The organism is Paenibacillus xylanexedens, assembly GCF_007676705.1.
Taxonomy (GTDB): Bacteria; Bacillota; Bacilli; order Paenibacillales; family Paenibacillaceae; genus Paenibacillus; species Paenibacillus xylanexedens_C.
This window is the reverse complement of the sequence record NZ_VEBF01000002.1, coordinates 258,509-280,410: the sequence shown is the minus strand read 5'-3', so window position 1 is coordinate 280,410 and position 21,902 is coordinate 258,509. Positions and strand designations below refer to the sequence as shown.

The following is a 21,902-nucleotide window of genomic DNA, read 5'->3' as shown; positions in this document are numbered from 1 at the left end:
TGGAGACCGCTATGGAAATGCATGATCTGTGTGCAATTGCAGCCGGTGAACCGCGCTGCGTGCTCGCAACAGCAATCAAGGTAGAGGGTCATGCTTACCGTAAGCAGGGAGTCTCTATGCTGTTGACTGAGGATGGCAAAATGTATGGCAGTATCAGTCCGGGATGTCTAGAGAGTGATCTTCAGGCCCGGGTGAGCCATGTGTTGGATACGAAGCAGATGGAATTCGCGGAGTACGACATGCGTCCCGAAGATGATCTGTCCTGGGGGGAGACAATTGGCTGCGGCGGACTCGTTGTTGTGTTGCTTGAACCTGTATGTGGTGAACTCCGATCTACTTTGCAGGAGATGCATGAGTGTTTGCAATCCGGGGCTGCAACAGCGTTAACCCGAACGTTCCAAGATGATTATACGAGGGTGGAATATGATTGGAAACGGACTGAGCCTGCGGACACGAGGCACGAGCCAATTTTGCGCCCTTCGCTTGTGCTTCGTCATGATCGCGTGGCGAATCATAATTTAGGGCCAATGCAGGCTGAAGAACAGCACAGCAGAGGGGATACCAAGCATGAACATTTGGCTGTAACACCACATTCTCCCGACATACCTCGCCTTACACTCGTGCCTGAAGTGGTACCAACTACGTCAAACGGATCTCATTCATCCCATCTGTCCGCTGATTCACAATATTTCTCTGAGGCTGACATACCGACAAACGATGCGGTTTCAAAAAATCCCTGGGGCCTCCCGCAGCAACTTACTTCGCTGTACGCTCCTAAACCTCGCCTGATTATCATCGGAGCCGGGAATGATGTTATTCCTGTTGCCAGACTTAGCCGATCCGCAGGATTTCGTGTTGTGGTAGCGGATTGGCGAGAGTCCTTATGCACCTCGGAACGATTCCCTGAAGCTGAGCTAGTAGTGGGATTCCCGCGTGAGATCATGCCTCTGTTAGACGTGAACAAAGGGGATTATTTGATTTTAATGAGTCACAATTTCCCCCGCGAACGTGAACTGTTGGTGATGTTAGTGGACTCTGAGTATGCGTATCTTGGCATCATGGGTTCGAAAACACGAACGGCCCGCCTCCTCGATGGTTTACCATCCTTGAAACATATTCATTCTCCCGTCGGCTTGAGTATCGGTGCAGATGGTCCAGAAGAGATCGCCATCAGTATTGCAGCTGAATTGATCGCATGCAAACATAAGGTTTCTTCCTTGAGTTCTGAGGTACAGAAAGGGAGCGTTGCACATGCGAATGACGGGCATTGTTCTGGCGGCAGGTAAGAGTCTTCGCCTTGGTCGGGATAAACTCTCGGTTGTCATGCCTGACGGGAGGTCCCTGGCTGCATGGTCACTGGAAGCTGCGCTGGATTCGGATCTGGAACAAGTGGTCTGTGTGGTCAAACCGGAAGATTCGTTGGCATGGTTGCCAGTAAAATGGTTTGATTCTGCCACATATACGTATCATCCTACAGCCAGACTTCGAATTGTAGTCTGTGCTGACTATGCCAGTGGTATGGCCAATTCTCTTCATTCTGGCGTATTGTCCGCCATGGAGTACAAACCGGAGGGCATCCTCATGCTGCTGGGGGATCAGCCTTTATTACAAGCACAGGATATCAATCGTGTGGCTGCAGCACTAGCTAGCCACAAGCTATGTGACTATGTCGCAGCTACCGACGGAGAGGGGGGCAAGCCGCCCGTCGCTTTTCGCTCCCATATGTTCGGGCCTCTGTTGTCTCTGCATGGAGATGAGGGGGCGCGCAAGATTATGCGCAGTGCCAACTATTCAGGTATACATGTACCTTTGCCTGAGAAGCGTTTCTGGGATGCGGATACGGAACCGGAATTGGAACGCATTTTGAATGATGTATTTGAATCGAATAAGACAGACTCATGAATAGGAGAAGATGAATAATTATGTTTAATTTAATGACATGAACAGGTCAGCCAGGCATTCTGGTTGGCCTGTTTGCCTTCTTTTATCATGTGATGAATGAAAGGTTGTGTTAGCTTTCGATAGATCATGATGCATCGAGCACAATTCAAACACGGGTTTTATACATTTATCCAAAACGATGTGAAGGTAATTGACGTTGTTGCTGAACTCTCATATGATTTGAAGAATTATTTGGATCATACGGTTGAATTTCCTGCTCATGGAAGAGAGAGAAAGGGGATGCAGCGATGGTAACACCGGCATACGGTTCTGGAGCCATGCCATCGGTATGGCAGCCTGAGAATCTGCAAGAACTGCAAACGTTGAGAAGTAGAATGAAGGGAATATGTTGTTACACGGCAGGCGGGACATTACTGCGAACCCAGTGGGAGGGCGGCTTGGTTCCTGCACCTGAACACATGATTAGCCTGGCTCGTATTCCTGAAATGAGCGGTATATCAAGTCAGGGAGATGAGATGGTCATTGGCGCAATGACCCGATTAAAGGAATGTGCTACAGAAGCCTTGCTGCATCAACTACCCATCCTGCAAGAAGCGGTGAATGCAATTGCTGCTCCTTCCATTCGCAATGTGGCAACTATTGGCGGGAATATTGTATCCGGAGTAGGAGATACGTTGCCTGCTTTGCTTGTATATGATGCGGAGCTGCACTGGTTGACTGACAACGGCATCGAGATCCGCAGTGTGTCATCCTGGCTTCGAGGTGGACGGGATGGAAGTCGGAATCCAGGTGATGTGTTGATTTCCATTCATATTCCGATGAGACCGTCATCTATGTTCGATGTGGTGGGTGAGCATATACCTGCTACACGAGAAGTTTCCTTTTACCGCAAGCTGGGTCGACGGGAGACGTTCAGTGCATCGCTGGTGACGGTTGCGTTGTATGGAGAGATGGACTCGGATAATCGCTGGACCAAGATTGCGATTGCAGCTGGTGGGGGCTCAGGCATGGCGATGCGACTTCTGGAGTCTGAACAACAGCTTCTTCGTGGCAAAGCTTCTGTAATGCAAGCGGCGACTCTCGCAGCTGCTGTAGCTAGTGAATTTACGACGTATGGCGATGCATTTGCAACAGAATATTATCGCAAGCAGACCGCGGGCAACATGCTTGGCGCCGGGCTATGGGAAGCACTTCACGAATAGAAGAATTCGATCAAACAAAGGGGGAGAGGGATCATGCTGCTGAATCGGGAACAGAGCGGGAAACGCTGGCACCTGCGGCCAGATGGGGCACCCAAAGTAACTGGCCAGCTTCAATATCTGACGGATATGACGCTACCTGACATGATTCATGGCAGAGTATTGCGAAGCGAATATCCTCATGCTCGCCTATTGTCTATAGATACTTCGGAAGCTGAGGCGTTGGAAGGTGTGTACGCGGTCCTGACTTCCAAAGATGTGCCTGGTCTGAATCGTTTTGGCATTGCGACCCCGGACCAGCCTGTGTTCTGTGAGGATATCGTGCGTTATGTCGGTGACGCCATTGCAGCGGTTGCTGCGGATTCTCCGGAACGTGCGGCCCTCGCACTGGACGCGATCCGGGTAGTGTATGAAGAACTCACGCCACTGGATAGTACAGATGCTGCATTGGCTCCCGGCGCACCAGAGTTGCATGAGCATGGTCCAGGTAATGTGCTGCATCGCACGGAGATCAAACGTGGAGACGCCGAGGAAGCCTTTGCGACATGTGATCATATCGTGAAAGAGACGTATTATACGCCTCGCCAGATGCATGCATACATGGAGACAGAAGGTGGCCTGTTTGTCCCGGACGAAGAGGGGCGGCTGAATGTGTACGCGGCAACGCAACATGGCTATAAAGACCGGATGCAGCTTGCGCGCATCATTGGCTGTCCTGAAGAAGAGATCCGGGTGGTGTCTTCACCGATTGGTGGGTCATTTGGCGGAAAAGATGAACTAAACGTACAGCCTTATGGTGCATTGCTGGCCTTAAGATGCGGAGGTCCTGTGAAAATGCATAATTCACGCAAAGAATCCGTCCGTGCAGGACTGAAGCGGCATCCGATGAAAATTGAAATGCAGACCGGCATGAGTCGAGAAGGCATCATACAGGCGCATCGAGTCCGCATTACAGCAGATACCGGAGCGTATGCCACACTTGGTGCACCCGTGCTGAACTTCTGCACCGAGCATTGCCTTGGACCATACGCCATTCCGAATGTGGATGTGGAAGGCGTATCTGTATACACGAATAATGGGCTGTCAGGTGAGTTTCGCGGATTTGGCGGGAACCAGGCGATTTTTGCCATGGAAGGTCAGATGGATCGGCTTGCAGCAATCATGAACATGGACCCTTGGGAATTCCGCAGACGCAATATGAGGGAAAAGAATGATCCCGGGCCGCTAAATCAACGGATTCTGGTCACGGATGGACTGTCCCAAGTATGGGAGGCATTGGATCGTTCCGAATTATGGCAAAAACATCAAAGTCCCCCGGCAGATCCTTCTCTGCCGCCCTGGATCAAACGTGGTGTGGGAGCAGCCATCGCGATGCACGGTGCAGGGCTCGGTTACGGTATTCCGGACCCTGCGGGAGGGCGTCTGTCCCTGAATAACGAAGGCAAGATTGAGGTGGCGTTCAGCTACGAGGAATTTGGGCAGGGGCTCGTTGCAACGCTGGAAATTATGCTATGTGATCTGTTCCAATGCAGTACGTCGGATCTCAGTATCATCATTGGAGACACGGATCGTGTGCCACACAGCGGTTCAAGTACCGCTTCGCGTTCAACAACCATGGCCTGGATGGCTCTGCAGCGGTTGCAGACTCCGTTTCGTTCCCGTGTTCTCACTGTCGCGTCTGAAATGTCGGGCATTCCGGCGGAGCAACTGGTGACAGGACCTGGCGGTGTATGGCGTAAAGACCAGCTTCCTGGTGAAACTCCTGAAGTGGAAACAGCTGGGCAAGGGGAAGGAACGAGCGAGAAGGAGGAAATGCAGGCGCTGAAGGGAATGGATCAAGATTCTGAAGCTGGGTTCGATTCTGTAGCAAAAGAAGGAGTTCGCTCATGTGTTGTGGTTTCGTATGCGGAGCTTGTCATGCAGGGCGATGCCGATGAATGGATTTTCGATACAAAGTTTGATTACCCAACTACACCGGACAACGTGGTAGGCGGTCATTATTTGTATACGTACGCGGCTGTTGCGGCAGAGGTGGAAGTGAATACCTTGACCGGCGAAACCAAGCTGCTGGATACACGCCATGTTGTGGCGGCAGGCCCGGTTATCAACCCTATGGGCTTCATTGGACAGATTGAAGGCGGCAGTGTCATGGCCCTTGGATTTACGTTGAGCGAGGATGCGGTCATGCAGGACAGCCGCTATGTAACCACGAATCTCGACACCTATCTGATCCCAACCATTCAGGATATCCATACGAATCTGGAGGTTGAGGCTATTGAAGATTTGCCCGAGGGTGATTCATTCGGCCCGAGAGGCATCGGTGAGATTGGTTCCGTAGCGCTTGCGCCGGCCATTACAGCCGCAATTCATCAGGCGACAGGCGTATGGATTAACCGTCTTCCTGTACCGAGGGAACAACTGGTCAGACCTTTAAATGTACCTTTGCAGGAGGGAGTGAGTCCATCATGAGTAAACCACTTGAAAACAACTGGACAGCCGTTGTGAATGGTGAACAGAAACATCTGGAGATCGCCCAAACAACCCGACTTGTCGACGTGCTCCGGACTCATTTGCAGCTGACGGGTACCAAAGTATCCTGCGAAGTTGGTCGCTGTGGTGCATGTATGGTGCTGATCGATGGGGAGCCCGTGAATTCCTGTCTAATGATGGCTTATCAATGTGAAGGCAGTGACATCACGACCATTGAAGGCCTACACGGCGAAGAGAAAGGCGCTCTGCATCCGATTCAACAGGCTTTTGTGGAGGAAGGTGGTTTCCAGTGTGGGTACTGTACTCCCGGCATGGTGATCTCCACTAAAGCATTGCTGGATGCACATCCAGAGCCGTCACAAGAACAGATTGAAGCAGGACTGTGTGGGAACCTGTGTCGATGTACGGGATACGGGGGCATTATTCGTGCGGTACGCAAGGCAGGAGAACGTTGTTCACTAACGGAAACATCTGCCGAGGGAACCGCAAGTTAAGCCGAGATATAGACCGAAGACATAAGTAAGGGCAATTGTAGAAAGTACTTGAAAAAGCATCCGAACCGGAATGCTTTTTTTGCTTTTATCAGGGTTTCTGCCAAACACACAATCAATGATATGTTTAAGTTCATAGCCGATTTTGTTAGATTTTGAACCGTTTTCGTCAAAAACCATAAGTCCACTGAAATTAGGGAATAAGTGTTTAAAGTACTGGTATAAAAGAAGTTTCAACATTTACATTCACCATATATTTACAAATATTGATGCACATGCTATGTTTACTATGAAAGCGCCATCATGAATGGGTTCATTGACATTTCATTATCATATTTCACTTGGGAAGGAAGATGGAATTGATGAAAAATTTGCTCAAAAAGGCAACCGCAATGATGCTGGCATTGGCCCTACTGCTTGGATTAATGACAGCGCCCGTTCATGCAGACACCCCACTGTTCACCATCGAAAGCGAAAATGCGCAGCTCACCCCGGATCTTCAAGTGGTTACTTCAATCTATGGACAACCCAAGCCCGGATTCTCGGGGGATGGATTTGTCTGGATGCAGAACTCTGGCACATTAACCTTCACAGTTACTGTCCCGGAAACCGGCATGTACGCGATCTCCACTCGATATATGCAGGAGCTCAGTGCCGATGGCAGGTCACAAAATTTAAACGTGAATGGTGTTACCAAGGGGGCGTATATGCTACCTTACACAACAACGTGGTCGAATTTTGATTTTGGTTTTCATAAGCTGAACCAGGGTACCAACACGATTGAGCTAAAGGCTGGTTGGGGCTTCGCTTATTTTGACACCTTCACGGTGGATCATGCTGATCTGGATCCCCTGAATGTGCAACCAGTTCTCACTGATCCTGAAGCTACACCGGAAACTCAAATTTTGATGAATTATTTAACGGAGGTATACGGAAACAACATTATTTCTGGTCAGCAAGAAATCTACGGAGGAGGGAATGACGGAGATACAGAGCTTGAATTCGAGTGGATTCATGATCTTACCGGAAAGTATCCGGCTATCCGCGGCTTTGATTTGATGAACTATAATCCGTTGTATGGTTGGGAGGACGGTACAACCGATCGCATGATTGATTGGGTGAATAACCGTGAAGGCATCGCAACAGCTTCCTGGCATATCAATGTACCTCGTAATTTCAATACGTATGAGCTCGGGGACTTTGTGGATTGGAAAGAGGCTACCTACAAACCGACAGAAACGAATTTTAATACAGCGAATGCGGTAATTCCCGGTACCAAAGAGTATCAATACGTGATGATGACTATCGAGGATCTGGCAGAACAATTGCTGATTTTGCAAGACAACAACGTGCCGGTTCTGTTCCGTCCATATCATGAAGCAGAAGGCAACGGCGGGCTGAACGGGGAAGGGGCATGGTTCTGGTGGGCTTCGGCAGGCGCAGAAGTGTACAAAGAGCTATGGGATCTGCTGTATACCGAACTTACCGAGACGTATGGCTTGCACAATCTGATCTGGACCTACAACAGTTATGTATACAGTACTTCTCCTGCCTGGTATCCAGGCGATGACCAGGTAGATCTCGTTGGATACGATAAATACAATACGATCTACAACCGTTATGACGGTTTGTCTGGCGTACCGAATGAGGATGCGATTACCTCGATTTTCTATAAGCTTGTTGAGTTGACGAACGGTACGAAAATGGTAGCCATGACGGAGAACGATACCATTCCAAGTGTGAAGAATCTGACCGAAGAGAAATCAGGATGGCTGTACTTCTGCCCTTGGTATGGCGAGCATCTGATGAGTTCTGCGTTCAATTACCCGGCAACCTTGAAAACGCTTTATCAAAGCGATTATGTCATTACTTTGGATGAGCTGCCGAATCTAAAAGTTAACAATCCTAACCCTAGTGCATCCATCACACCTGTAAACGTTGAATTTGACAAATACACACCCAATCAAAGCGACAAAACCGTAACCGTGAATGCGAACGGCAATACGCTGACTGCTCTTCGGGCAGGCAACAGTGCGTTGACCGAAACGACGGACTATACCTTGAACGGAAGCACATTGCTGCTGAAAAAGGCATATCTGGCGACATTGCCAGTTGGAGAGCATTCGATTGTTCTGGATTTTAATCAAGGTCAGGACCCTGTGTTAAAAGTCAAAATTGTGGATTCGACACCGGGTACGAATGCTGTGATTTCTCCTGTGAATGCAACATTTGATAAAGCGACGAATCCCGCGCAGGATATTAACGTCTCTCTCACCCTAAATGGCCGTCAGCTTACAAGCATCACGAAGGGGAATGCTACGCTTGTATCAGGTCAGAATTATACAGCGTCCAGCTCTGCTGTTGTTCTGAACCAATCCTACCTTGCTACACTGCCGCTGGGCGAGAACGTATTAACCTTTCACTTTAATGGAGGCAATAACGCTGTACTTACAGTGAATGTAGTAGACAGTACGGTTATTGTACCTGCCGGGGATTTGACGATCCAAGCGTTTAACGGCAATACGAGTGCATCCACCAACGGCGTCTCACCCAAGTTCAAATTGGTCAACTCAGGCAATTCGGCTATTCCGTTAAGTGATGTAAAACTCCGGTATTACTATACCATTGACGGGGAGGAAGCCCAGAGTTTCTGGTCCGACTGGGCCAGTATGGGCAGTGCGAATGTAACGAGTCAATTCGTTAAACTTGCGACTCCAGTAGCCGGTGCCGATCATTATCTGGAAGTGGGCTTTACAAGTGCTGCGGGGACGCTGAATGCAGGCCAGAGCGCAGAGATTCAAGCTCGTTTTTCCAAAAACAATTGGTCGAATTACACCCAGACTAACGATTACTCGTTTAAGGCATCTGGCAGTCAGTTCGCAAACCATGATAAGGTCACCGGGTATGTGAATGGTCAGCTGATATGGGGAATTGAGCCGTAAAGGTAGAAAGAACGTTTAGTGAGCTGGACCAGGGTTGAAACCTCTGATCCAGCTTTTTATTTTGTAGACGGTGAACACTCGTTAGATCGAATGTTCTTTCTCATGCTCAGTGCTCGACGATGTAACCATGTCTGTTAATATGCGATCTATTATCTTTTTCGTATGGCCCATGATGAACTGAAGGAGAAGACCTGCAAAACATACGGTTAGCAACGTTCCAAGCCCGATCGGCCCACTGAGCAGAAACGCCAGAATCAAAAATACAAGGTAAATGAATGTTCTCGATATAAATAAAGGAGTTCGAGTGAGTTCATGCAGGATTAATGTTAAGCGGTCAATCGGAATGGGTGCGAAATTAGTCTGTAAGTAGATTGCTGTGCCGATACTGATGATCACTAAACCAATGATAAAAATCATTAATTTGGTGTACCAAACTTCGGGCGTAATCAAGAAATCAGATACATAAAGCCAGATATCAATCCCGACACCTGTAATGAATGCGGTGATGAGCCCCAGAAGTTCGGGTTTTTGCTGCTTCAACAGCGAATTGCATCCGATTAACAGGAAAGCAAGGATGACTTCCCAGCTTCCTACACTTAGGCCTACTTGTTGTGACAACCCTACCAACAGTGCGTCAAACGGTGAAGTACCCAGTTCAGATTGAATGGTAAGGGAAATACCAAGCGTTAAGATTAGAATACCTGCGACAAAAAGAACATATTTCAATTCATTCAACCTCTTCTTCTATATTATGTTGCAAATACAACAAAATTGAGTTAAATTCAATGTAATACTTTTTTATTGCATTTGCAACAAATGATTAACTTGATAAAGGGATGTGATTATAGATGACGATTCGTATAGGGATATGTACCATCGAACAGGTGTGTGAACTGCAGGAGATTAGTTATGAGACGTTTAATGAAACGTTTAAAGCGCAGAATTCGCCTGAAAATATGAATGCTTATCTGAACAAGGCGTTTAATCGGGAACAATTAGAGAGTGAGCTATCCATTGCGGATTCACAATTTCTTTTTATTTATGTCGACAATCAAGTTGCTGGTTATATGAAGGTGAATATCAATGATGCTCAATCTGAGAAGATGGGGGAGGAATCCCTTGAGATCGAGCGGGTATACATCAAGAAAGAGTTCCAAAAACATGGGCTTGGTAAAGTGATGCTCCAAAAAGCCATAGAGATGGCAACTGAACATCACAAGACGAATATTTGGTTAGGCGTGTGGGAGAAAAATGAAAATGCCATCGCATTTTATGAAAAGATGGGGTTTGTTCAGACCGGAGCCCATGCCTTTGTTATGGGAGATGAGGAACAGATTGATTTGATAATGACCAAAACGATACTGTAACGAGTTCATAGAGGGAAAAGCCTGGGGAGAAAAAATGCTAAATGCAGAATTCTTTCGGGCTTTTTTATCTTTTGCTAGAACCGTTGAATAATAAAATGAAGAAAGTGAAGGATAATATTACATAACAAATATTATGTAAACTTATTATTTTCGATGACCTTCATAAGCTGCATCTATAGCATTTGTAAGAGCTAAAGGTCTGATTAATACATAAATGACATCCAAATTTAGCTTGATAACATTGAAGGAAGCAGATTGATCTCGGCACATATCATTACAATTTATTAGTGTATTTCTGCGTTTGCAGAGCCTACCGAAAATCGTTTTCGCTCGTAGTCAGTCGGAGACCTTTACGTTCTTAATATTCACTATAAAAGTTGTATATACCCTATGTTAACAGACTTATTAGGTGTGAAATGAATACCCAAAATCACTAAATTGAACAATATGGATTTTTGTAAGGTAAGTGGGAATTAAGATTAATATTTCAGTTGAGAAATTAGCTAAATTGGATTCCTAAAACCATCCGAAAAAAGCTACAAAATCAACCGGATTATAAATTGGAAAAACAAGGGAAAAATCGCGAAAAAGGCGCTGCTACGCTGATTTTAGATCAATTTCATATGGATTTGCGATGGATTTAGTACCGCTTTCACGTTATGCTTTTGGAAACTGGAAAGGAAGTGGGAAAAATGGAACGCGAACTGGCGTTGGAAATTGTCAGAGTAACAGAATTGGCTGCGTTAGCTTCAGCACCCTGGATGGGGCGAGGCGACAAGAACAGTGCAGATGAAGCGGCTACTTTGGCCATGCGCGCCATGTTCGATTCCGTGTCTATTCGCGGCACGGTGGTAATCGGTGAAGGAGAAATGGATGAAGCACCCATGTTGTACATCGGCGAGGAAGTGGGCAATGCTGAGGGCCCTGAGGTTGACGTGGCTGTAGACCCGCTCGAAGGTACAGAAATCGTGGCCAAAGGACTGAACAACGCTCTATCGGTTATTGCAGTGGCGGGAAAAGGTAACCTGCTCCACGCACCGGACATGTACATGGAGAAACTGGCGGTAGGTCCTGCGCTTGTAGGCAAGGTCAGCATTGAAGACCCGGTTGAAGTTACGCTGGAGAAAGCTGCTGCCGCATTGAACAAAAACATCTCGGATCTGACAGTGATGATTCTGGATCGTGTACGACATGAGAGCACAATCAAGACGCTGCGCAAGGTTGGCGTAAGGATTAAGTTCCTCAGTGACGGCGATGTTGCTGGGGCGATGGCACCGGCCTTCCCTGAGGCGGGTATCGATCTCTATGTCGGATCAGGAGGAGCACCAGAAGGTGTGCTGGCTGCAGCTGCCTTGTCTTGCCTCGGAGGTGAGATTCAAGGACGCCTGATGCCAGCCAACGCGGACGAATTCCAGCGCTGCCTGCAGATGGGAATCGACAATCCTTACAAAGTGTTAACGATGCAGGATATGATCGGAACAGAGGATGTCATTTTTGCCGCAACAGGTGTGACGCCAGGCGAGATTCTGGGAGGGGTAAGGTATTTGGCGGATGATCGGGCTGAGACCGATTCGATAGTTATGCGGGCCAAAACCAAAACGATTCGTTTCATTCGTTCCCAACATTTCCTGCCTAACAAAGAAGTGCTGCATAAAGTAAGACAACTCCAATCCACGCCAGAACCTTCAGATCGCATTCCGAGTCATGTAAAAACGATGGAACAGGCTGAGTTTAGCCAATCCTCCGTTGATCATGGCGTAACAACGACGTTGTAAACTGGTTCTCATTAGTAATGGACCATATAGCATCACTATCGTCGGTGTAGTCAGTCTGATAAGTCACTCGAGGCGATAGGGTTACAGGGTGCATAAATTCAATAAATGTACCTTCTCTGGCAAGTTAATAATGAGGGCTTGGAGTTAAACCAAGCCCTCATTATATTTATGTTAAAAGCATTGACAACGGTTACATGGCATGAGAAAATGTACGCGCGTACATAAATTTTTAACCATTATATTATTATTGATGAACTATGTAAGTTGAACTAATCATTTACACGATAACGGAGAGGACAGAAAAAACCTGTAAAAGCAAAGCGTTCGCCTTTATCCCCGGATTTTCCCCTTTAGAAAAAGGGGATCGAAAAAAATCTGGGGATAACAGCGATTGGAAGGTTGTTCTGTCATCGTAGTGTCAGTGTAAATAATCTTTAGTTCAACTTTTATAAAGGGGGTGAAGTTAGTGGCATCTCGTAGAGAAGTGGCTGATCTTGCGGGTGTTTCCGAGGCAACGGTATCCCGGGTGCTCAATGGGGTAGGACCTATTAAAGAAGAGACGCGGCGCAAGGTCCTTGAAGCTTCGGAACAGTTAGGCTATGTGCCCAGCGCACTTGCTCGCAGTTTTGCCAGAAGTAAGAGCGGTAACCTTGGTGTAGTGTTGCCTTATGTTCCGAAAGCGCACCTGTTCTCGGCGTATTTTTTCTCGGAAATGCTGAGTGGGATTGGCAGCAAAGCGAGAGACAATGGCATGGACCTGTTGGTTATGTTCCGGACACCGGGAGAGGTGATGAATTATACGGATCTGTTTCGGCGGCAGAAAGTGGATGCTTGCATCATCCTCGGTGCCAGAGATGATCACGAAGAACTGGCAGCCATACAGCAGCTTCACCAGGAAGGTCACCCATTCTGCGTTATGAATCAGCACTTTGAGGGCCAATCGTTCACGGAAGTGGATGCGGATCACGTGGAAGGTAGCAGGCTCGCCATACGTCATTTGACGGATCAAGGATATAGCCAAATTGCTTTTCTCAATGGTCCGGATAGCTATTCTAACAGCCAGGAGCGCATGGAAGGTGTCCGTCTAGGTCTGCAAGAAGCGGGGATGGAGCTGGACCCGAGCCTGTTTCTTGAGGGAAATTACAGCAGACGAAGTGGCATTGAGGCGGCAGCGATTGTAGCAGATCGGTTACATGAGATCGACGCTGTATTCGCAGCCAATGACCGGATGGCAATTGGAGTCATGCATGGTTTGCGTGAACGGGGAATAGGGCCTGCGGATTTTCCGGCATTTGTCGGTTATGACGACTCCGATGCGGCCGAGATGGCGGTTCCGCCACTGAGCAGCGTCAGGGTTCCATTTTTTGAAATGGGTGAGCTTGCTGCATCGAAGCTTATGTATGGATTGGCGGGTGGAACGACTGAAGCGAATAACTCTGTTGTAGCTGTAACCGAATCAGCAAGAGCGTTATTGCCTACTGAACTGATCATCCGTGCTTCTTCTATTCGTCAATAGTTAAATGGTGCACATATTGAAAGACTACTTATATTCCAAAAGGAGGAAATGACCATGTCAAATCGTCTTCGTGTCGGAATGGTTGGATACAAGTTTATGGGGAAGGCCCACAGCAACGCATATCGCAGTCTGCCAATGTTCTTCCCTTCTGCTCCACTGCAGCCTGAGATGTCTGTCATCTGTGGTCGTAACGAGCAGGGAGTACAAGAGGCAGCGAACCAATTTGGTTGGTCTGAAAGTGTTACGGATTGGCGCGAGCTTGTGAAACGAGATGATATCGATCTGATTGATATTAACGCGCCAAGTGATGCCCATAAGGAAATTGCACTGGAGGCAGCCCGTCAAGGCAAGCATCTGTTCTGTGAGAAACCACTTGCCCTGTCGCTCGCGGATTCGCGTGAGATGCTTCAGGCAGCTGAAGATGCTGGAGTCGCTCATATGGTCGGATTCAATTATCGTTTCTCACCAGCCGTGCAATTAGCCAAGGATCTGGTCGAGAGCGGACGACTGGGTAAGATCTATCATTTCCGTGCGTTCTTCCTTCAGGACTGGATCATGGACCCTTCGTTCCCGCTGGTATGGCGTCTGCAAAAAGAAGTGGCTGGCTCCGGATCCCATGGGGACTTGGGTGCGCACTTAATCGATCTGGCGCGTTTTCTCGTCGGTGAATTCCAGGAAGTCATCGGCATGAGCGAAACCTTCATCAAAGAACGACCGCTTGCATCTGAGATGACCGGACTAAGTGCCAAGGGCAGTTCCAATGCAGATGCACCGAAGGGAGAAGTAACTGTTGATGATGCCACGCTTTTCTTGGCACGATTCGCAGGAGGTGCGCTAGGAAGCTTCGAAGCTACACGCTTTGCAGCAGGTCATCGCAGTACGAACTCGTTTGAGATTAACGGTAGTCTCGGTAGCGTACGATTTGATTTTGAACGGATGAATGAACTGGAAGTGTATTTTACAAAGGATGAAGAGGACGTACAGGGATTCCGCCGTGTACTGGCGACTGATCCGGCACACAAATATTCCGAAGCCTGGTGGCCTGCCGGACATACGATTGGATTCGAGCACACGTTCACACATGAAATGCTGGAGCTGGTGACAGCGATCTCTGAAGGACGACAACCATCACCGAGTTTCCACGACGGGGTCGCCTGTCAGGCTGTACTGGAAGCCGTAGAACGTTCGGTGACGGAGCGGCGCTGGGTAACGCTTGAAGAGATGTAAGCAAGTAAGGCAAGCGAGGGATGGAACCACAACTAAACTATCCGAAAGCGAGTGATTGAACGATGAGTAAAGCACTAATTGTATGGGGCGGCTGGGATGGACATGAACCGGAGCAGGTAGCGGCGATTTTTGAACGCATTTTGAAGGAAGAACAGTTTGAGGTTGAAGTCTCGAATACGTTGGAGTCTTATGCGGATGCCGAGAAGCTACTGGGTCTGGATCTGATCGTGCCGTTGTGGACAATGGGACAGATTGAACAGGAACTGGTCAATAACGTATCAGCGGCTGTTCAGAGCGGCGTGGGATTGGCTGGTATTCATGGTGGCATGTGTGATGCCTTCCGAAATAACGTGGACTGGCAGTTTATGACGGGTGGACAATGGGTAGCTCATCCAGGTAACGATGGCGTGGAGTATATGGTGAACATAAAGCGCGGCTCAAGCCCGTTATTGGACCATATTGAAGATTTTCAGGTGAAAAGTGAACAGTACTACCTGCACGTAGACCCGGCCGTGGAAGTGCTGGCAACGACTCGTTTTCCAGTGGTGACTGGGCCGCATGCGGCGAATGGACCCGTAGATATGCCTGTAGTCTGGACAAAACGCTGGGGCGCAGGACGGGTATTCTATAACTCGCTGGGACACCATGCGGACATTGTGGACATGAAACCCGTAACTGAAATGATGCGCAGTGGCTTCAAATGGACGGCAGCAGGCAAAGAGCTTGCGAAGACCCGGGCAAGTGCAGTACATGAAGTGTACACAGGTATGGCGGATAATCAGAACTAATGAGATTGTAGTTTTATTGCAAACGTAATGTCAGTTTCAACGTTTCATCCTCAATGGATAAACCATTTCTGATCCACGGCGAAGGGAGCCCCAGGTATGAAAACAATGAAAGTAGGTATTATTGGCTGCGGTAAAATCAGCGGCATCTATATGGAAAACTGTCACCGGTTCGAGGTGCTGGAACTTGTTGCGGTTGCGGATCTCGACCGGAAGCGTGCCGAGGAGCAGGCAGCAGCCTATAATGTGCCTAACGTATACAGCGTCGACGAAATCTTGGCTGATCCCGAGATTGAGCTGATCATCAACCTGACGATTCCTTCCGTTCACGCGGATGTATGCTTACGTGCACTTGAAGCAGGCAAACATGTCTATGTAGAAAAACCGCTCGCGGTTACCCGTGAGGAAGGTCAGGCCGTGCTCGAAACGGCGAAGCGTAAAGGACTGCTCGTGGGCTGCGCGCCAGAGACGTTCTTCGGTTCAGGCATCCAGACTTCACTTCAATTGGTGGAGGAGGGAGTGATCGGCAAGCCGGTGGCGGCGACCGCATTTATGATGAGCCGTGGTCATGAGCACTGGCATCCAGATCCGGAGTTTTATTACGCGTCAGGCGGTGGGCCGATGTTTGATATGGGTCCATACTATCTCACCGCATTGGTCCAACTGATGGGCCCGATCAAGTCGATTGCAGGTATGACAGGTAAAGCCATGGAAGAACGGACGATTACGAGTGAGAAAAAGAGAGGACAGACGGTTCCCGTCGAAATTCCAACTCACGTCACGGGTCTGTTGCAGTTTGAACAGGGAGCCATTGGCACGCTGATTACGAGCTTTGATGTATTTGGCGGAAGTGCACTGCCACCGATTGAGATATATGGCACGCACGGTACATTGCAGGTACCTGACCCCAATACTTTCGGTGGTCCGGTTCGTTACCGCTTGCTGGGTGAACAGGAATGGACGGAAGTTCCGCTTCTCCCAGGCTATCAGGAGAATACACGCGGCATCGGTGTGGCCGATATGGCCTATGCAGCACATAGTGGACGTGCACACCGTGCGAGCGGGGAACTGGCATACCACGTACTTGAGGCCATGTGGGCATTCCACGATTCATCAGATGAACAGACATTCTACCAGATGAAAAGCTCGTGTCAGCGCCCAGCTGCATTGCCAGCAGATCTGCCATTATATACCTTGGATAAGTAAGATAGCCATTATTGTATATGTCATAACGAAAAGCCCTTTTCCTTCGAACAAGGAAAGGGGCTTTTTCTTATTAAATGGAGACTTGTAATCAATATCTATATAAAGCTAGACATTTAAGGCTCAAATCCAGCCTGACTGATCCAGATCTCATCCTCTGCAAAATAGTCTTTCATCCGCTGAGCGACAATCTGATAGGCGTCCGGATGATACCAGTGCTCCATCCCCACTTCTTGATAGAGTGACTCCATACCGAGTCGACGGGTTCGCTTGCCTTCGCTACCATCGCCCATGAAGTAATCGTCAATGCATACACGCTGAACCAGAGGTCTCAGGATAGCTGCAAATTGTTCACTGCTGGGTAACACAGGGGCAATCGCCACCTGTGTAGGTATTCCGGCATCCCGCATCTGTTCCAATGCACGTAATCGGCCTGCAATCGGGGGAGCGGAAGGACTAAAATGCTTGCGCATATCGTCCAGATCCGTCTCCACGGTTATACTGACCCGAACCCGGTCACCTAACTGCTGTAGCAGGTCTATATCGCGGGTAACGAGTGGACTGCGGGTCTGGACTAAGACGAAATCTGGTGGATACTGTACCATCGTTTCAAGCAATGAACGCGTGATAAGCTCCTTGTACTCGGCAGGCTGATACGGGTCGGTACTGGATGACATGAACAGAGTGACTTTCCCTTTCATCAGGGCACGCTGCAATTCTTTGGCGAACACTCGGGAGGCCTCTTGTTTCACATCAACCCACGTTCCCCAATCTTCTTTGCGAAAGAGGGAGACAGGCATCTGTCTGACATAACAATAGGAACAAGCGAAGGCGCAGCCTGTGTAAGGATTCAGTGTATGTGTATATCCATTAAGGAATCCTGTTCCCTTGTTGAGTAACGTTTTGGGTACTTTGTAAGTAAGATTCGTCTTCATGAGCTGTCATGCCTTTCGCGGTAATGTGCAGGTGTGAGACCTGTGTGTTTGCGAAATACAGTAATGAAATAAGCCGGGTTGGATATACCGACATGGCGGCCAATCTCGGTGACCGTAAGTCTGGTATATTCAAGCAATTTCCGAGCTTCAGTAATTCGTTTTTCCTGAATATATTGAACCGGTGTGCGGCCTGTAATCCGCTTGAACACGCGATGCAAATGATATGGGCTGCCATGACTTGCGGTGGCGAGAGCATCGAGGGTCAGAGGTTGCACATAATGTTGGTCAATATATTCCGTAATCCCGTAAATCCACTCCTGATCCGGTACCCGCTCGCCTGTGGGCTTGCAACGTTTGCAGGGTCTGAACTTTCGTGCTAACGCTTCTTCAACATGGTGAAATATCAGCACATTTTCAACTTTGGGTGCTCTGGATTTACAGGAAGGTCGACAGAAAATACCCGTTGTTTGCACGCCGTAATAGAATATTCCATCATAGGAACTATCGTTGTGGATGATGGCATGCCAGTATTTTTCCTCTATAGATTCGGGCAGTGCGCGATCTCGATCTCGACTTTCCACGGTGATCACCTCATCTCTAATTATACCCCTGATTCCAAGGGAGTGACGAAGTTTCGACTTGAAAAGCAAGATATCAATATCTTGGATAAAGTACCTTCCTTCAATCTGAACGAAATATGAGCTACAATATACAGGATGGTATACAGGTTATATAGGTTCAACTAAACTTTCTACACGAGAACGGAGAGGACAGAAATAACGTGAAGAAAGCGAAGCGTTCGCCTAAAAGCTTTCTGAAAGAAAGCTGCTTCGGAAGCATACGCTATCCCCGGATTTTCCCATTGAAGAAGGGAATTAAAAAAATCTGGGGATAACAGCGATCGGAAGGTTATTCTGTCATCGGAGTGGTAAGTGTAAATATTCTTTAGTTGAACTTATATAGAACTCAAATGAAATTTATAGACGAAAGAGGTAGGTAGGCATGGTTCGTTTTGGCGTAGTGGGTACTAACTGGATTACAGAAAGGCTTCTGGAAGCCGCAGCACAGGTTGAAGGATTCCAATTGACTGCCGTGTATTCAAGAACTGAAGATAAGGCTAACGCATTTGCAGATAAATATGAGGTTGAACATCGTTTCACCAATCTGGAAGACATGGCGGCAAGTGATGTGATCGACGCAGTCTACATTGCAACACCGAATACGGTTCATGCAGAGCAAGCGGAGCTTTTTCTGAGAAACGGCAAACATGTATTGTGCGAGAAGCCTCTGGCTGCAAATAGCGCGGAAGTTCGGAGCATGATCGATACAGCACGTGAACACGAAGTGTTGCTCATGGAAGCGATGAAGTCTACCCTTGTTCCCCAGTTCAAAATGGTGCAGTCCAACCTGCATAAAATCGGTCCTGTCCGTAAATACGTAGCAGGGTACTCTCAGTATTCTTCGCGTTACGACAAGTACAAAGAGGGGATCGTCCTGAATGCGTTCAAGCCTGAACTCGCCAATGGTGCGTTAATGGATCTCGGTGTGTATTGTCTCTATCCGTTGATTACATTGTTCGGTGCACCTAACCGGGTTCAATCCCAAGCGATGATGCTGGAATCTGGTGTGGATGGACAAGGCAGTGTGCTCCTGGATTATGATGGGATGGACGCGGTCGTTACGTACTCCAAAATCTCCAACTCTCATGTCCCAAGCGAAATCATGGGGGAGCTGGGTAGCATCATCATTGACAAGATTGGTTCACCTGAACACGCAGAGATACGTTACAATGACGGTACAGTGGAGCAGCTCACAGTCGAACAAACCCATCCGGCAATGTATTATGAAGTCGAGGAGTTCGTGAATCTGGTTCAGCAAGGCCAAAAGGAGTCTGACATGAACACGTATGAACGCTCCTATGTGACGATGCAGGTCATGGATCAGATTCGGAAGCAGATTGGGCTTGTGTTCCCTAACGATTGATTCATGAACAGGAAAGGAAGCTGAGACGAGATGAGCAGAGATGAGGAGAGCAACAGTCGAGAAGAGAAGAAGAACCACAGAGAAGATCAGCAGTCCAATGATTCTGAAGGTTTGGAACTGAAACGGATCGTTTTCATAGGAAGAACCTTCGAAGAATATATGAAGATGTTTAATCTGACGGTGAAGGAACTTACGGGCAAGTCCATTCTGGATTGTCCAGGTGGAGCGTGTTCGTTCAGTAGCCAAGCGCGCAAGTGGAGTGCAGACCCTATGGCCGTGGATATGGCCTACAAATACGAGATCGACGAGCTTGAAATAAAGGGATTCCAGGACATTGAGCATACGATGAAACAGATGGAACCCGTGCAAGGGATATATGTGTGGGATCAATTTGGATCAATCCAGGGTTTGAAGGAAGAGCGAACTCGTGCCGTCACAGACTGCATAGCAGATATGCGAATGTTTCCTGAACGTTATGTGGCGTCTATGCTACCGGAACTTCCTTTTTCCGATGAACAATTCGATCTAACATTATCGGCCCATTTTCTGTTTACGTATGCGGATCGATTGGATGTTGATTTTCATGTTTCAACCGTAATGGAGCTGCTGCGTGTGACCAAACGAGAGGTTCGCATTTTTCCGACAGTGGATATGTCTGGTGAACGTTACAAGCACATGGATGGATTAAAATTTATACTCGAAGAGCGTGGGTGCATCGTATCCGAAGAACCAACATCATATGAGTTTCAACGGAATGCGCACACCATGCTTCAAATTGTTAAACCTAATCGAACGAGGTAGGAGGTTATTCGGATGAATAAAGTACTTATACTTGGGGGTACACGTTTCTTCGGCAAACGTCTCGTGGATCACTTGCTGTGGGAAGGGAAGTCACAGATCACAGTCGCTACCCGCGGTAAAACGGATGTAGACTTCGGACCCGAAGTGAACCGCATCAAGATGGATCGTGAAGACCCGGAATCTCTGGCCGAGGTTGCGCAGACAGACATGTGGGATGTCGTGTACGACAATATCTGTTATTCCCCAGATGCGGCGAAAGCGGCATGTGAAGCTTTTGCAGGGCGCACCAAAAGGTACGTTTTGACATCTACATTGTCTGTGTACGGTGATCCCAAACCGGGATTTGCGGAAACGGATTTTGACCCGTATACATATCCATTACAGTATGGGAGTGCGGAGGATTTTTCGTATGGAGAAGGTAAACGGCTTGCAGAGGCTGTATTCTTCCAGGAAGCGAATTTCCCGGTTGTGGCGATGCGTATTCCCATTGTACTCGGGATTGATGATTATACGAGAAGACTTCATTTTCATATTGAACATGTACAAAAAGGAAAACCGATTGGCATGCCGAATCCGGAAGCAGAGATTGGATTCATCAATTCCACAGAAGCGGCAAGATTTCTCGCGTGGCTTGGACATTCGTCCATTACTGGTCCGGTGAATGCAGCTTCCAAGGGTGCGATTACGCTGTCAGCCATGATGCATCTGATCGAGACCGTCACTGGCATGCAGTCACAGATCCTTAAGGAAACTGTGAAAGAAGACATGTCACCCTTCGGGATCGAGCAATCATGGACGATGGAGACAACCAAGGCAGAGCAAGCGGGATATACGTTCGAAGCTCTGATGGACTGGTTCCCGGGACTCGTTCGTGAGGTCGCTCTCGCATTACAGTCTGAGCGATAGAAATATCGGATTGGTTGGAATTGAAATAAACCTGATGGGCCAATCGGTTCGAACGAACGGATCTTTTCAACGAATGAATGTAAAACAGGGTGCAGCCAGAGCGTAATCTCCGGTGCACCCTGTTTGATGTTTTATATTTTCTCGAATCTGTAAGAGACTTAATCTAGATAAGTGGGACTAATCATTTACACGATAACGGAGAGGACAGAAAAAACCTGAAAAAGCGAAGCGTTGGCCTAAAAGCTTTCTGATAAGAAAGCTGCATCGGAAGCATACGCTATCTCCGGATTTCCCCTTTAAAAGGGAATGAAAAAATCTGGGGATAACAGCGATTGGAAGGTTGTTCTGTTATCGTAGTGTCAGTGTAAATAATTTTTGGT

At 48.0% G+C, this 21,902-nt stretch carries 18 protein-coding genes; 15 read left to right on the top strand and 3 right to left on the bottom strand.

The genetic code is table 11. The features are described 5' to 3' along the window. Positions 1-11 precede the first annotated feature (11 nt). The 6 genes from FS628_RS11160 (at position 12) to FS628_RS11135 (ending at position 9,024) form a co-directional block, all read left to right on the top strand. On the top strand, positions 12-1,286 hold the full coding sequence (locus FS628_RS11160; RefSeq protein WP_186327794.1) for an XdhC family protein: 1,275 nt from the start codon (positions 12-14) through the stop codon (positions 1,284-1,286). After that, positions 1,252-1,902 carry a nucleotidyltransferase family protein gene (locus tag FS628_RS11155; RefSeq protein ID WP_145321899.1) on the top strand — a complete coding sequence of 217 codons (651 nt, stop codon included), beginning with the start codon at positions 1,252-1,254 and terminating at the stop codon, positions 1,900-1,902. The genes FS628_RS11160 and FS628_RS11155 overlap by 35 nt, the downstream gene beginning before the upstream one ends. Positions 1,903-2,189: 287 nt before the next feature. Next, positions 2,190-3,104, top strand: a complete 915-nt coding sequence (locus tag FS628_RS11150) for an FAD binding domain-containing protein (RefSeq protein WP_145321898.1) — start codon at positions 2,190-2,192, stop codon at positions 3,102-3,104. A gap of 33 nt (positions 3,105-3,137) precedes the next feature. Continuing rightward, entirely contained in the window at positions 3,138-5,570 is a 2,433-nt protein-coding gene (locus FS628_RS11145) for a molybdopterin cofactor-binding domain-containing protein (RefSeq protein ID WP_145321896.1), read from the top strand. Continuing rightward, a complete protein-coding gene (locus FS628_RS11140) occupies positions 5,567-6,085 on the top strand; it encodes a (2Fe-2S)-binding protein (RefSeq protein WP_145321894.1) in 519 nt (172 codons plus the stop codon). Before FS628_RS11145 ends, FS628_RS11140 begins: the two co-directional genes overlap by 4 nt. A gap of 359 nt (positions 6,086-6,444) precedes the next feature. Then, complete coding sequence (locus tag FS628_RS11135) at positions 6,445-9,024, top strand: X2-like carbohydrate binding domain-containing protein (protein ID WP_145321892.1); 2,580 nt, start codon at positions 6,445-6,447, stop codon at positions 9,022-9,024. Positions 9,025-9,105: 81 nt separating this feature from the next. Here the strand turns inward: FS628_RS11135 and FS628_RS11130 are convergent, their stop codons facing one another. After that, positions 9,106-9,750, bottom strand: coding sequence for a YczE/YyaS/YitT family protein (locus FS628_RS11130; protein ID WP_145321890.1), 645 nt, complete (start codon positions 9,748-9,750; stop codon positions 9,106-9,108). Positions 9,751-9,872: 122 nt separating this feature from the next. Between FS628_RS11130 and FS628_RS11125 the strand changes: the two genes are divergently transcribed. The 6 genes from FS628_RS11125 to FS628_RS11100 all read left to right on the top strand — a co-directional run bounded on the left by FS628_RS11125 (position 9,873) and on the right by FS628_RS11100 (position 16,900). Next, entirely contained in the window at positions 9,873-10,391 is a 519-nt protein-coding gene (locus FS628_RS11125; protein ID WP_145321888.1) for a GNAT family N-acetyltransferase, read from the top strand. A 692-nt stretch (positions 10,392-11,083) separates the two neighbouring features. Next, positions 11,084-12,166 (top strand): class II fructose-bisphosphatase, encoded by a 1,083-nt coding sequence (glpX, locus tag FS628_RS11120; RefSeq protein ID WP_145321886.1) that lies wholly within the window; start codon positions 11,084-11,086, stop codon positions 12,164-12,166. A gap of 466 nt (positions 12,167-12,632) precedes the next feature. Further along, a complete protein-coding gene (locus FS628_RS11115) occupies positions 12,633-13,682 on the top strand; it encodes a LacI family DNA-binding transcriptional regulator (protein WP_440131276.1) in 1,050 nt (349 codons plus the stop codon). A gap of 54 nt (positions 13,683-13,736) precedes the next feature. Beyond that, on the top strand, positions 13,737-14,909 hold the full coding sequence (locus FS628_RS11110; protein ID WP_145321882.1) for a Gfo/Idh/MocA family protein: 1,173 nt from the start codon (positions 13,737-13,739) through the stop codon (positions 14,907-14,909). Positions 14,910-14,971: 62 nt separating this feature from the next. Next, complete coding sequence (locus FS628_RS11105; protein WP_145321880.1) at positions 14,972-15,697, top strand: ThuA domain-containing protein; 726 nt, start codon at positions 14,972-14,974, stop codon at positions 15,695-15,697. Between the two features lie 96 nt (positions 15,698-15,793). Beyond that, positions 15,794-16,900 (top strand): Gfo/Idh/MocA family protein, encoded by a 1,107-nt coding sequence (locus tag FS628_RS11100; RefSeq protein WP_145321878.1) that lies wholly within the window; start codon positions 15,794-15,796, stop codon positions 16,898-16,900. Positions 16,901-17,013: 113 nt separating this feature from the next. On the opposite strand, the gene FS628_RS11095 is transcribed toward FS628_RS11100, so the two are convergent. Beyond that, positions 17,014-17,832 (bottom strand): SPL family radical SAM protein, encoded by an 819-nt coding sequence (locus FS628_RS11095; RefSeq protein WP_145321876.1) that lies wholly within the window; start codon positions 17,830-17,832, stop codon positions 17,014-17,016. Then, complete coding sequence (locus FS628_RS11090; RefSeq protein ID WP_145321874.1) at positions 17,829-18,413, bottom strand: bifunctional transcriptional activator/DNA repair enzyme AdaA; 585 nt, start codon at positions 18,411-18,413, stop codon at positions 17,829-17,831. The genes FS628_RS11095 and FS628_RS11090 overlap by 4 nt, the downstream gene beginning before the upstream one ends. Positions 18,414-18,834: 421 nt before the next feature. Here FS628_RS11090 and FS628_RS11085 point away from each other — a divergent pair, with 421 nt between their 5' ends. Genes FS628_RS11085 through FS628_RS11075 form a run of 3 tightly spaced genes read left to right on the top strand, consistent with a single transcriptional unit; the run spans position 18,835 to position 21,522 of the window. Then, entirely contained in the window at positions 18,835-19,815 is a 981-nt protein-coding gene (locus FS628_RS11085; RefSeq protein ID WP_145321872.1) for a Gfo/Idh/MocA family protein, read from the top strand. A 30-nt stretch (positions 19,816-19,845) separates the two neighbouring features. Continuing rightward, positions 19,846-20,616 carry an SAM-dependent methyltransferase gene (locus tag FS628_RS11080; protein ID WP_260871010.1) on the top strand — a complete coding sequence of 257 codons (771 nt, stop codon included), beginning with the start codon at positions 19,846-19,848 and terminating at the stop codon, positions 20,614-20,616. A gap of 12 nt (positions 20,617-20,628) precedes the next feature. Next, positions 20,629-21,522 carry an NAD-dependent epimerase/dehydratase family protein gene (locus tag FS628_RS11075; protein ID WP_145321871.1) on the top strand — a complete coding sequence of 298 codons (894 nt, stop codon included), beginning with the start codon at positions 20,629-20,631 and terminating at the stop codon, positions 21,520-21,522. Positions 21,523-21,902 lie beyond the last annotated feature (380 nt).

Excerpts from the sequence above, each read along its gene's own strand:
- FS628_RS11110 (WP_145321882.1), top strand. The coding sequence starts at position 13,737 with ATGTCAAATCGTCTTCGTGTCGGAATGGTTGGATACAAGTTTATGGGG.
- FS628_RS11155 (WP_145321899.1), top strand. The coding sequence starts at position 1,252 with ATGCGAATGACGGGCATTGTTCTGGCGGCAGGTAAGAGTCTTCGCCTT.
- FS628_RS11135 (WP_145321892.1), top strand. The coding sequence starts at position 6,445 with ATGAAAAATTTGCTCAAAAAGGCAACCGCAATGATGCTGGCATTGGCC.
- FS628_RS11150 (WP_145321898.1), top strand. The coding sequence starts at position 2,190 with ATGGTAACACCGGCATACGGTTCTGGAGCCATGCCATCGGTATGGCAG.
- FS628_RS11125 (WP_145321888.1), top strand. The coding sequence starts at position 9,873 with ATGACGATTCGTATAGGGATATGTACCATCGAACAGGTGTGTGAACTG.
- FS628_RS11105 (WP_145321880.1), top strand. The coding sequence starts at position 14,972 with ATGAGTAAAGCACTAATTGTATGGGGCGGCTGGGATGGACATGAACCG.
- FS628_RS11095 (WP_145321876.1), bottom strand. The coding sequence starts at position 17,832 with ATGAAGACGAATCTTACTTACAAAGTACCCAAAACGTTACTCAACAAG.
- FS628_RS11160 (WP_186327794.1), top strand. The coding sequence starts at position 12 with ATGGAAATGCATGATCTGTGTGCAATTGCAGCCGGTGAACCGCGCTGC.
- glpX (WP_145321886.1), top strand. The coding sequence starts at position 11,084 with ATGGAACGCGAACTGGCGTTGGAAATTGTCAGAGTAACAGAATTGGCT.
- FS628_RS11085 (WP_145321872.1), top strand. The coding sequence starts at position 18,835 with ATGGTTCGTTTTGGCGTAGTGGGTACTAACTGGATTACAGAAAGGCTT.
- FS628_RS11140 (WP_145321894.1), top strand. The coding sequence starts at position 5,567 with ATGAGTAAACCACTTGAAAACAACTGGACAGCCGTTGTGAATGGTGAA.
- FS628_RS11145 (WP_145321896.1), top strand. The coding sequence starts at position 3,138 with ATGCTGCTGAATCGGGAACAGAGCGGGAAACGCTGGCACCTGCGGCCA.
- FS628_RS11100 (WP_145321878.1), top strand. The coding sequence starts at position 15,794 with ATGAAAACAATGAAAGTAGGTATTATTGGCTGCGGTAAAATCAGCGGC.
- FS628_RS11075 (WP_145321871.1), top strand. The coding sequence starts at position 20,629 with ATGAATAAAGTACTTATACTTGGGGGTACACGTTTCTTCGGCAAACGT.
- FS628_RS11080 (WP_260871010.1), top strand. The coding sequence starts at position 19,846 with ATGAGCAGAGATGAGGAGAGCAACAGTCGAGAAGAGAAGAAGAACCAC.